Annotated in this window: 9 protein-coding genes and 2 pseudogenes; 8 read left to right on the top strand and 3 right to left on the bottom strand. The window is 61.3% G+C overall.

Annotated elements, in window-relative coordinates:
- Window positions 1-232 precede the first annotated feature (232 nt).
- Together EPN59_RS00175 and EPN59_RS00170 are read left to right on the top strand one after the other, a co-directional pair.
- Complete coding sequence (locus EPN59_RS00175) at window positions 233-493, top strand: hypothetical protein (protein WP_293036411.1); 261 nt, start codon at window positions 233-235, stop codon at window positions 491-493.
- Window positions 494-626: 133 nt separating this feature from the next.
- Window positions 627-1,064: pseudogene (locus tag EPN59_RS00170) on the top strand (IS6 family transposase); the annotation flags it as partial.
- Between the two features lie 26 nt (window positions 1,065-1,090).
- Here EPN59_RS00170 and EPN59_RS00165 read toward each other — a convergent pair.
- Together EPN59_RS00165 and EPN59_RS00160 are read right to left on the bottom strand one after the other, a co-directional pair.
- Window positions 1,091-1,333 (bottom strand): DUF6429 family protein, encoded by a 243-nt coding sequence (locus tag EPN59_RS00165; protein ID WP_293036412.1) that lies wholly within the window; start codon window positions 1,331-1,333, stop codon window positions 1,091-1,093.
- A gap of 20 nt (window positions 1,334-1,353) precedes the next feature.
- On the bottom strand, window positions 1,354-2,424 hold the full coding sequence (locus EPN59_RS00160; RefSeq protein ID WP_293036447.1) for an IS630 family transposase: 1,071 nt from the start codon (window positions 2,422-2,424) through the stop codon (window positions 1,354-1,356).
- Window positions 2,425-2,502: 78 nt separating this feature from the next.
- On the opposite strand from EPN59_RS00160, the pseudogene EPN59_RS00155 reads away from it, so the two are divergent.
- The 6 genes and pseudogenes from EPN59_RS00155 to EPN59_RS00130 form a co-directional block, all read left to right on the top strand.
- A pseudogene (locus tag EPN59_RS00155) lies at window positions 2,503-2,763 on the top strand (DDE-type integrase/transposase/recombinase); the annotation flags it as partial.
- Between the two features lie 378 nt (window positions 2,764-3,141).
- Window positions 3,142-4,581 carry an NADH-ubiquinone oxidoreductase-F iron-sulfur binding region domain-containing protein gene (locus EPN59_RS00150; RefSeq protein WP_293036414.1) on the top strand — a complete coding sequence of 480 codons (1,440 nt, stop codon included), beginning with the start codon at window positions 3,142-3,144 and terminating at the stop codon, window positions 4,579-4,581.
- Complete coding sequence (gene fdhF / locus EPN59_RS00145) at window positions 4,569-7,241, top strand: formate dehydrogenase subunit alpha (RefSeq protein WP_293036415.1); 2,673 nt, start codon at window positions 4,569-4,571, stop codon at window positions 7,239-7,241. The genes EPN59_RS00150 and fdhF overlap by 13 nt, the downstream gene beginning before the upstream one ends.
- A 247-nt stretch (window positions 7,242-7,488) precedes the next feature.
- Window positions 7,489-7,911 carry a transposase gene (locus EPN59_RS00140; RefSeq protein WP_293036417.1) on the top strand — a complete coding sequence of 141 codons (423 nt, stop codon included), beginning with the start codon at window positions 7,489-7,491 and terminating at the stop codon, window positions 7,909-7,911.
- The gene (gene tnpB / locus EPN59_RS00135; protein ID WP_293036418.1) at window positions 7,908-8,252 is read left to right on the top strand and encodes an IS66 family insertion sequence element accessory protein TnpB; all 345 of its coding nucleotides are present in this window, start codon (window positions 7,908-7,910) and stop codon (window positions 8,250-8,252) included. Before EPN59_RS00140 ends, tnpB begins: the two co-directional genes overlap by 4 nt.
- A gap of 30 nt (window positions 8,253-8,282) precedes the next feature.
- Entirely contained in the window at window positions 8,283-9,842 is a 1,560-nt protein-coding gene (locus tag EPN59_RS00130; RefSeq protein WP_293036420.1) for an IS66 family transposase, read from the top strand.
- 223 nt (window positions 9,843-10,065) lie between these two features.
- On the opposite strand, the gene EPN59_RS00125 is transcribed toward EPN59_RS00130, so the two are convergent.
- Window positions 10,066-10,356: an ATP-binding protein gene (locus EPN59_RS00125; RefSeq protein ID WP_293045321.1), complete on the bottom strand. Its 291-nt coding sequence runs from the start codon at window positions 10,354-10,356 to the stop codon at window positions 10,066-10,068.
- Window positions 10,357-10,643: the final 287 nt, after the last annotated feature.

Genomic DNA, 10,643 nt, shown 5'->3' with positions numbered 1-10,643 from the left:
ATTCAGGAACTCGCTCGTGTACGTGCCCAAAATTTGTCTCGACGGCTTCCAGTTTCAAAAATCGCGCGCCGTATGCGCGGGATCACCGGCGGCGGGCTCATTGATCAGCGTTTCCCTAGAAGTAACGGGGGCAACGCGGTAAGCCTTGACAACAGTTCGAGTCCGGATCAGCGGCTCGGCCAGCCACGTCGCTAATTCGTTAACATCCAATCGCTGTGAGGTACAGCTGAATATGAATGCTTACACCGAACTGGAACGTGAACTGTCGCACATTGGGGCTGCTATTTCTGTCCTTGAGCGTACACGTGCTCACCTTTTCCCCCGCGTGTCGGTCGATGACCCGGCATACTGGAAATCCAGGCTCGATGCGATATTGGATGCACGCCCTGGCGACACGATTTTGGAGAGGCAGGTTGCGCAGCTGTGCGACCGCCTGAAGCACCTTCAGGCAGATAGCGCCGGGGTGCACGCCAGGGGCCGGCACCACAATTGATGCGCACACTCAACTTTTTGTAAGGCGAGCCAGCACGCGCCGCTTTCGCACTGGCAGATTTTGAACGCGGCATGTTCAGCGGTTCTGTCGCAGCAAGGCGGTCTGATATGCTGGCCGGGTGAGAATTGACGATGTGAACGATGATCCCCGAGCTAAATACGACCTTCAACGACTGCATTACCCGATCGATGTGATTCTGCTTTGCGTGCGCTGGTATGTCGCCTACCCGCTGAGCCTTCGTCAACTGGAGCAGATGATGGGCGAATGGGGCCTGGCGGTCGATCATTCGACGGTTCATCGATGGGCGCTGAAGCTGCTACCGCTACTGGAGAAGGCGTTTCGACGGCACAAGCGGCCGGTGGGGAAAAGCTGGCGAATGGACGAGACGTATATCAAGGTCAACGGTGACTGGAAATACCTCTATCGCGCCGTCGACAAGGAGGGCAACACTGTCGATTTCCTGCTGCGAGCCCATCGTGACCAGGCTGCTGCGCGCCGCTACTTCGAAAAGGCGATCGCCCTAAACGGCGTACCTGAGAAGGTAACGATCGGTAAGAGTGGGGCGAACCTAGTGTCGCGAGTTAGAAATTCGTTTCATTAGTCGATTTTATTGCCAGCAGTGCTGAAGAGCTGCTTGAAGAGACGTTCGGATTCGCGCAAACCGTCGTCAGTGAGTACCACGGATTTCGTCTTGTTGACGGGATCGCCGATGAAGCCGCGCTCATAAAGACGGTTGAGGGAATCCCAATCGAAGCCTTTCCAGGCGCGGTTGTGGTCATGCAAGGTCAAATGCAGGAGCGCGAGAACGGTGTCGTCAATCGCAGCTTTATTGATGTTCATGGTGTTCATCCCGATACCGTTTATACCCGTGCGCAAAACCGTTCGAGGCTCGCGAGAATTTCATCGGCTGACTTGCTCCAGACGAACGGTCGGGGATTCGCGTTATTGACGTCGAGGTAATGCCGGATCGCCTCTTCAAGTTGCCGCGTCGATCGATGCGTGCCACGTCGGATGTATTTTTCGGTAAGCGTAGCAAACCATCGTTCCACCTGATTGAGCCACGATGCTGACGTTGGGGTGAAGTGAACATGGAAACGCGGGTGTCGAGCGAACCAGTTTTTGATAGAAGGCGTCTTGTGCGTGCCGTAGTTATCCATCACCAGATGAGCTTCCAGATCGGCGGGCACGTTGGCCTCTATCGTGCGCAGGAACTGCAGGAATTCACTGCTGCGATGGCGACGATGCAATTCACCGATGACTTCGCCGGTGGCAATGTCCAGCGCGGCAAACAAAGTGGTGGTGCCGTGGCGCATGTAGTCGTGCGTACGACGCTCGGGAATGCCGGGTGCCAACGGCAGTATGGGCTGCGTACGATCCAGGGCCTGGATCTGGCTCTTCTCGTCAACACACAGCACCATCGCCTTGAGTGGCGGATCGAGGTACAGACCGACGATGTCGCGAACCTTGTCGACGAACAGCGGATCGCTCGAAAGTTTGAAGGTTTCCTGCCGATGCGGCTGCAGGCCGAAAGCTCGCCAGATTCGCGACACCGCAGTCTGCGAAAGGCTCATCTCCCGAGCCATCGTGCGCGTACTCCAGTGCGTTGCTCCCGTAGGTACGGACTCCAGTGTCTTCGCGATCACGGCATCGACACGAGCGTCCTCGATCGATCTGGGTGCACCCGGACGCGGCGCGTCGAGCAGACCATCGAGCCGGTGCGTCACGTAGCGCGCACGCCACTTCGAGACAGTTTGCTCAGTCACCCGCAGTTTTGTCGCGACCGTCTTGTTGTCGATGCCCCCGGCGCAGGCCAGCACGATCCGCGCTCGCAATGCCAACGCCTGCGCTGTCTTGCGACGCATCGTCAGTGCCGTGAGTTGATCGCGCTCCGTATCGCTCAAAACAAGTTCCGCCTTCGGTCGTCCGCGCATCGCCGCCTCGTCGTGTTCGTGCTTCACCAAACACTACTACACGCAGCAATTTATTCAATGAATTTCTAACTCACAACACTAGCTGCACTCAACGATATCAACGCTATCCGTGAACTACCGATCAGGATCCGTCAGCAGAAGTACCTGAACAATGTTGTCCAGCAGGACCACCGTGCCATCAAATGCCGAACACGGCCGATGATGGGCTTCAAGAACTTTCACTGCGCGCGCATCCTGCCCGGTGGCATTGAACTGATGCACATGATCGCCAAAGGGAGGATGAAGGATACCTGCATGGGCCGGACATCCGCTGAGCAATTCTATTCATTGATCACTTAAGGAATCCTGCACGTCTTAGGCGGCAATTTTTATCGGCCATTATTGCGAGAAACCCGCCAGAAGGGTAGGGTGCCGAGCATCGATCATCGAAATGCATCTGGTGCTCCCCGAACGCGTGTGCAAATGCCATCACGTCGATGCCGCCCGTGTGATGTACGAGCCGTTCATTCTCCAGGCAGGTCATCCGCCTCGGGTGCAGCGACCTGATCAGCGGTGCAAGACTTCAGCACGAATGCCAACTTCCCTGTCGGCGCAGCTGGCTAGTCGCAGAGTTTTGATCTAACGCAAAGTTCGCCGGTTTCGCGAGGGTAAGGTGAACAAATTCCCAGCCGTAGACGCACGGGCAGAGTGTCGCTGGTCTTTCTTATGAGGAATCCGGTGAGACCGTCACAACATCACGGTGGCGTGCACGCTTTCTACCACCTTGTCCAGCACCCAATCGCCGACTGCGCATGTGCGGGGCTGGCCTGTTTTGCTGCGCGCGCTAACCGGCCGGAGCGCTGGCAGACCGCAATCGGTCAAAAGCCGATCGTGTACTGTCTGGGCAAATGCTACGACGGCCCCAGCGACGGCAAGCACGACGTTCGGCCACACATCGGTAGTCACGCACGTCGTACGGTCCTGCTGGACAATGTGCTGGCCGGCGGTGTCCGCGACCTGGCCGTGTATCGTGAACGCGGCGGTGGCGTGGCGTTCGCCAGCGCGCAAACCCTGACACCGAACGAAGTGGTGCGCATGGTGCATGATGCCGGGCTGCGTGGCCGCGGCGGAGCAGGCTTTCCGGCTGGAATCAAGTGGCAGGCGGTCGTGAATGAGCCGGCCTCGATCAAGTATCTGGTCGTGAACGCAGACGAGGGCGATCCTGGCGCGTTTTCCGATCGTCTGCTGCTTGAAGATGACCCATTCCGGGTCATTGAAGGGGCTGCAATCGCAGCGTATGCCGTGGGCGCGAGCCGCGGCTACATCTATTTACGCAAGGAGTATCCGGTTGCCGCGCAGGTGGTTTCACAGGCGTTGGAGCAGGCGCGTGCTGCAGGGTGGCTACAGCCGGCATTCGAGCTGGAACTGGTGGTGGGCCAAGGTGCGTATATCTGCGGCGAGGAGACTGCACTACTCAACGCGCTGGAGGGCCGCCGTCCGGAAGTGCGGCAACGCCCGCCGCAGATCACGCACCACGGCCTCTTCGGTGCACCCACGCTGGTGCACAACGTGGAAACCCTGTGCTCGCTGCCATGGATCGTCACGCACGGCGCAGCGGCACATGCTGACTTGGGATTCTCACGCAGCCGTGGTACCAAGCTGCTCTCGCTCAATTCGCTGTTTCGCCGTCCCGGGCTGTACGAGGTGGAGTTTGGCATCTCCCTGGCGGATATCGTAGGCCAACTCGGTCAAGGATTACGCCGAGGCAATCTCAAAGGACTGATGGTCGGTGGGCCACTCGCCGGCATCGTGCCGCCGGAGCTGCTGGCCACGCGGCTCGGCTACGAGGAGATGCAGGCCATCGATTGCGCGGTTGGCCATGGCGGTGTCATCGCATTTGCTGACGACACGCCGATCATGAGCATCATTGCCGAGGTGTTCCGGTTTGGCGCACGCGAGTCCTGTGGCGAGTGCACGCCCTGTCACTTTGGCACACCAGTGTTGGCGGCACTGGTTGACGCGGCAGCGGCAGGCGCGTCAATCGACGCTGCCCGCTTTCAGCGACTGATTGATGCGCTTGCAGCGACAAGCCTGTGCGGCCACGGACGTGGGTTAGCGGAATTTGCCCTGTCGGTACAGCGACACTATCGCGCGGAGCTGCAGACATGGTTTGGTTGACCATCGACGGCATTCCTCGAGAAGCGGCGGACGGCACGCTGTTGATCGACGCACTGGCAGCGGCCGGAGCGGCTGTGCCGCACTTGTGCCACGACAAGCGCCTGACACCGTCCGCGTCCTGCCGCCTGTGCGTGGTGGAAGTGGACGGTCAGGCCCGGCCCGTTCCGAGCTGTTCTTGCCAGGTAAGTGATGGCATGGTCGTGCGTAGCCGCAGCGAGGCACTCGACACATTGCGCCGTACGAACCTCGAGCTGATTGCCGCGCACTACCCGTCGGCCGCTTGCGCTGCAGAGCCACATCATCCATTTCATCGTCTGCTCGCAGCGTATGGGGTACAGCCGGGGGATGCACGGGAGGATGGCCTGTTTCAGGACGACACTCATCCGTATCTTGGTGTAGCGATGGAGCGCTGTGTTTATTGTGAGCGCTGCATCCGCATCTGCGAGGAGGTCCAGGGCCAGTTCGTTTGGGCGGCACGGGGACGAGGCGATGCCACGCGCATCGTGCCGGTCAGTGGGCCGACATTGCTCACCGGAGGCTGCGTGAGCTGTGGTGCGTGCGTGGACAGTTGCCCTAGCGGTGCGTTGTTCGACAAGCGGGTCCACGTCGAGGCAGCCGCATGGACGCGTACGACCTGCGTGTACTGTGGCGTCGGATGCCAGATGGACGCAGGGACCGCTAAGGGCCGTGTGGTGGCGGTGCGCCCGGCCGACAGCCCTGTCAACCGCGGCCACTTGTGTGTGAAGGGACGCTACGCGTTCGAGTTTAACCAAGCGACGGATCGTATTACGCGGCCGATGATTCGGCATGACGGCCGGTGGCACACGGTGAGCTGGGACGAGGCGCTTGACTTCACCGCCGCACGGTTGCAGGCGATTACCGCGCGTGACGGGCCGGACGCGGTTGGCATGCTCGGCTCGGCGCGCGCGACCAATGAGGAAAACTACCTCGCACAGAAGTTCGCCCGCGTTGTATTGGGCACCCACAACGTCGACTGCTGCGCCCGGGTGTGCCACACCCCCAGCGCCAAGGCGCTCAAGACCATGCTGGGCATCGGCGCTGCCACGAACAGCTTTGACGACGTCGAGCAGGCGAATGCCTTCTTGATCTGCGGTGCGAACCCGACCGAGAATCACCCGGTGGTCGGCGCACGCATCAGGCAGGCTGTGTTGCAGGGCGCACGCCTCGTGGTCATCGATCCGCGCCGCACCGAGTTGGCGGCCCTGGCCGATGTCCATCTGGCGGTACGCCCCGGCCGGAATATTCCGCTGTTCAACGCACTGGCTGCGACCCTGATCGAGGAAGGACTCATCGACCGTGATTTCCTGTCCGCCCGAGCAACCGGTTTCGATGCTTTTGCCGCGCATGTCACCCGCTACATGCCGGAGACCGTCGCCGGAGCGTGCGGCGTCCCCGCTGCGGCGATTCGTGCGGCCGCACGCCTTTATGCCGGCGGCAAGCCATCCATGTGCTTTCATGGTCTTGGCATAACGGAGCACGTGCAGGGCAGCGAAGGCGTGATGGCACTCATCAATCTGGCGCTGCTGACCGGCAACCTCGGCAGGCCCGGTGCCGGCATCAATCCGCTGCGTGGCCAGAACAACGTGCAGGGCGCGGCTCAGATGGGTTGCGATCCGGTGTCGCTGACAGGCGCGCAGGCAATCGACAAGGCCGGCGCGCGCTTCGAGCAGGTGTGGGGTGCCCCGCTGTCGCCCCGCCGTGGTCTTGACCTGCTCCAGATGATCGACGCGGCCCGGGAAGGTCGGTTCAGGGCTCTATGGGCGATGGGCTACGACATCCAGCTCTCCCTGGCGAATGGAAACGACACCGCTGCGGCGCTGGCTGCCCTGGATCTCGTGATCGTGCAGGACATGTTTCTCAATCAGACGGCCGAGGCCTTTGGTACGGTATTCCTCCCGGCCGCCTCATTCTTCGAGAAGGATGGCACGTTCATGAATTCTGACCGGTGCGTACAGCGTATCCGGGCGGTCGTTCCAGCCCCGGGTGATGCACGGCCGGACTGGTGGATCATCCAGGCGCTCGCGGCCCGTCTGGGCAAGCCGCATGGCTTCGAGTTCGCCGGACCACAGGCAATCTGGGACGAAGTGCGCGCGCTGTGGCCAGACGGCGCCGGCCTCACGTATTCGCGGCTGGAGCACGAAGACCTGCACTGGCCGTGCCCCGATGAATGTCATCCGGGTACCCCCGTGTTGCATCGGGAGCAGTTTGTCGGTGGGAAGACCGCCACGCTGGCCGCGATCGAGTACGTACCAACGACCGAGCAGCCCGATGCCTCGTATCCCATGCTGCTTACCACAGGCCGCACGCTACATCATTTCAACGCTGGAACGATGAGTTACCGCACCAGCAATGCCATGCTGCGCCCGTCGGACACACTCGACATGGCACCCGCCGATGCCGCGTGTTTCGGCGTGTCCGAAGGCGAGATGGTGCGCGTGTCGAGCCGCTACGGAACGACGATTCTGCCAGTGCACATCACCCCTGCCATGCAAGCTGGACAGTTGTTCAGTACCTTCCACCGTCCTGATCTGTTCGTGAACCGATTGACATCGCCGGTGCGCGACCGCCTGGTGCATACGCCAGAGTATAAGGTGACTGCAGTGCGGCTGGAGAAGCTGATCGGCGAAGCGCGGGCATAAACCTGTTCCGAGTTGCGCATCCCGGCGCGCGGCAAGCGTTTCCTCGTTTTAGAAAGTGGCGCACGCCGAATCATACGCGGTCCACGCTAACGGAAGGCCGCTGCGAACGAGCGGAGACGCTGGTTTAGATGTAAGCGGCTCGCGAGGGCCGATCGTCATCTCGCGTGAGCTTGGCGCATGATTCGAACAAGCAGCGGACGTCGAGATCATCGCCCGCATTGATTCGAACTGTAGAGGACCTACCGAGATGTCGAACGCATCCCCCAAGGCTCGCCAAACGCACCGTGTGTATTCGCTCGAATTCAAGCAGCAGGTTGTCCAGGAGACTCTTGAGCCAGGAACGTCGGTCTCGGTCGTCGCGCGACGGCATGACATGAACGCCAACGTCATATTCGAGTGGAAGCGGCTGCATCGGGAAGGCAAGCTGAAGCTGCCGGGCGTCGAAGCGGCGCCGACATCATCCACCGATTTATTGCCGGTCAACGTGATCGACCTGCCCGTGCCGATGCCGCGCCCAGCACAGCTTGTGGCAAACGAGGCGCCGTCGACGGAGGGCAACGTGCCGCCCTCTGTCTGCGAGATCGAGGTTGAGATCGGCAAACGCCGCGTGCGAATCCGTGGCCTGCCGCTCGAGCGCGCCGAATTGTTCCTGCAGGAGTGCCTGCGGTGATCCAGGTTCCAGTCGGCACGCGGATCTGGCTGGTCGCCGGCCTTACAGACATGCGATGCGGGTTTCAGAAACTCTCGGCAAAGGTGCAGACGGCGATCGAGGAGAATCCGCTGGGCGGCAACGTGTTCATTTTTCGCGGTCGCCGTGGTGATCTCGTCAAGGTTTTGTGGGCCACCGAGGACGGGCTCTGGCTTCTTGCCAGGCGTCTTGAGCGAGGCCGCTTTGTCTGGCCGCAAGCCGATGGCGGCAAGGTTCATCTGACGGCAGCCCAACTGTCGATGTTGCTCGAGGGCATTGACTGGCGACAGCCGCGCCGCACGGCCACACTCTCGATGTTGTAAACCGCACGGAAGGCTCGTAAACTGCGCCACATGTCGAACGGCGCCGATCTTCCCGACGATGTCCAGGCCCTGCAAGCGTTAGTGCTTGCGCAACGCGCGTCGCTTGCTGAACAAGGTGGCGAGATCGAGCGTCTGCAGCGGGACATGGCCGAGCGGGACCTCGAGATCGAACGGCTGAAGGCACAGATCGACAAGCTCAAGCGGATGCACTTTGGCCGCAAGTCCGAGCAGCTTGACCGGCAGATCGCCCGGCTCGAGACCGAACTGGAGGAACTGGCTGCCGGGCGCGGCGTTGCCGATGTGCGCCGCGCTCGCGCGTCGCAGGCAAACGCGCCCGGCAGCAACACGTCCCCGAAGGAAGCGCTGCCCCCTCATCTGTCGCGCGACGAGCACGTGCTCAAACTCGAACCGAGCTGCCCGCTGTGCGGAAATTCCATGCAGCTGCTTGGCGAAGACATATCGGAACAGCTCGCCCGCGTCGCGGCCGCGTTCAAGGTGATTCGCACGATCCGCCCCAAGGCGGTCTGCACCGGCTGCGCCCAGTTCTCGCAGCCGCCGATGCCCGGCTTGCCGATCGAGCGCAGCATCGCCCACCCGAGCCTGCTCGCGGACATCCTGGTCTCGAAGTACGCGGACCATACACCTTTGTACCGCCAGTCGGAGATTGCCGCGCGCGACGGCGGCCAGTGTGAGGAGCTCTGCCGTCCGCTGACCGAGGCGCTGCGCCGTTACACGATAGCCGGCAGCAAGCTGCACGCGGACGACACGCCAATCCCTGTGCTCTCGCCAGGCAACAAGAAGACCCGGACGGGACGCCTGTGGGTCTACGTGCGCGATGATCGTCGCTCGGGCTCGACGGAACCGGCCTCGGTGTGGTTTGACTACTCGTCCGACCGCAAAGGAGTCCATCCCCAGACCCGTCTCGCTGGATTCGAGGGCATCCTTCAGGCAGATGGCTACGATGGCTTCAAGGAGCTGTACGCGACTGGCAAAGTTCGTCACGCAGCCTGCTGGGACCACGCGAGGAGACGGTACTTCGAGATTCACGCGATGACGCTAACCGACAGCACCCAGGAGCTGCTCGAGATGATCGGCGAGCTCTACAGCATTGAAGCCGGTATCCGCGGTACGTCGACTGCCGAGCGACTGCGCGTGCGGCAGGAGAAAAGCAAACCGTTGCTCATCGCATTTGAGACGAAGATCAGGGCCAGGCTCGCGACGCTGTCGCGCAAATCGGACCTCGCCGGCGCAATCAACTACTCGCTGAATCGCTGGGCCGAATTGATGCTGTTCTGTGAGGATGGGCAGGCCGAGATCAGCAATATCCTGGCTGAAAATGCCCTGCGCTGTGTAAGCCTGGGTCGAAAGAATTTCATGTTCTGTGGTTCCGACAGCGGGGGCGAGCGGGCCGCCGCGATGTACGGTCTGATCGGGACGTGCAAGCTCAACGGAATCAATCCGCGTGCCTACCTCGAATACGTCTTGACCCATATCGCTGATCACAAAATCAATCGCATCGAAGAACTGCTGCCCTGGAACGTCGCCCCCAGGCTGCCCAGGAAGACCAGCCCACCTGTATCCGCCTCCTGATTGCCGGGTAGGTCCAGATAGATCACGTCCACGATCGCAGACCATGGACAGGATCTCCCCCGACTTACCCGTTACCCTCCAGATCGCCATCACGAGCATGCCGCACTCACGCGCGTAACGTCGAGAACGGCCTGCGTGAGCCGCTTACGGTTTAGATTGCCCTCACGACGAAGCGGCGGCACGGAATGCCTGAACGTTCCTTGACGTTGCGCCACCGCTACGTTCACCCATTGCTCTCGCGTCCCGAAATCGGCAAGGAAATGGATAACGCGAAGCCCTGCGCGGGTGCGGTCCGTATGCGCAGTTCGCCGCCGACTGCCGCAACACGCTCTCGCATGCCCCGCAAGCCAAACGAGTTCTGCGCAGGACGCTTGTCGCTCAGGCAGCCTCGACCGTCGTCCGCGACGTTCACGAGACAGTTCGGTCCGTCTTTCTCGATTTTAAGCGTCACTTCGGTCGTGCCCGAATGACCGCCGACATTGGTCGAAGCTTCCTGGACGACGCGGAACACCACAGTCGCGATCTCGGGGTTGAAGTCGATGTCGCCCGCATCGACCCTTGCGGATGACGTGAACTCTGTGTTACGTCGAGAACTCGTCGCTGAACCATTCGATCGCCGGAATCAGGCCGAGGGCGTCCAGCATGGCGGGGCGCCGGTCCGCCGCAATTCGCCTCACAGACACAACGAGCTGATCAATCAGCGTGTAGATGTTGCGCAGAGGTGCCCGCGCATCACCCAGAGTTTGCCGCGTTCCTTGTCGAGTGCGGAATCGACTCGATCTCCGTGAGTCCGGGCGGCTT

Origin of the sequence: Paraburkholderia sp. (assembly GCF_004298475.1) — a bacterium.
GTDB lineage: Bacteria > Pseudomonadota > Gammaproteobacteria > Burkholderiales > Burkholderiaceae > Paraburkholderia > Paraburkholderia denitrificans.
The sequence above is the reverse complement of the archived record's forward strand: the minus strand, read 5'-3'. Positions and strand labels throughout refer to the sequence as shown.

What these genes read in the sequence shown, in the direction of transcription:
- EPN59_RS00175 (WP_293036411.1), top strand. Translation starts at nt 233, where the DNA reads ATGAATGCTTACACCGAACTGGAACGTGAACTGTCGCACATTGGGGCT.
- EPN59_RS00165 (WP_293036412.1), bottom strand. Translation starts at nt 1,333, where the DNA reads ATGAACATCAATAAAGCTGCGATTGACGACACCGTTCTCGCGCTCCTG.
- EPN59_RS00160 (WP_293036447.1), bottom strand. Translation starts at nt 2,424, where the DNA reads ATGCGCGGACGACCGAAGGCGGAACTTGTTTTGAGCGATACGGAGCGC.
- fdhF (WP_293036415.1), top strand. Translation starts at nt 4,569, where the DNA reads ATGGTTTGGTTGACCATCGACGGCATTCCTCGAGAAGCGGCGGACGGC.
- EPN59_RS00140 (WP_293036417.1), top strand. Translation starts at nt 7,489, where the DNA reads ATGTCGAACGCATCCCCCAAGGCTCGCCAAACGCACCGTGTGTATTCG.
- EPN59_RS00130 (WP_293036420.1), top strand. Translation starts at nt 8,283, where the DNA reads ATGTCGAACGGCGCCGATCTTCCCGACGATGTCCAGGCCCTGCAAGCG.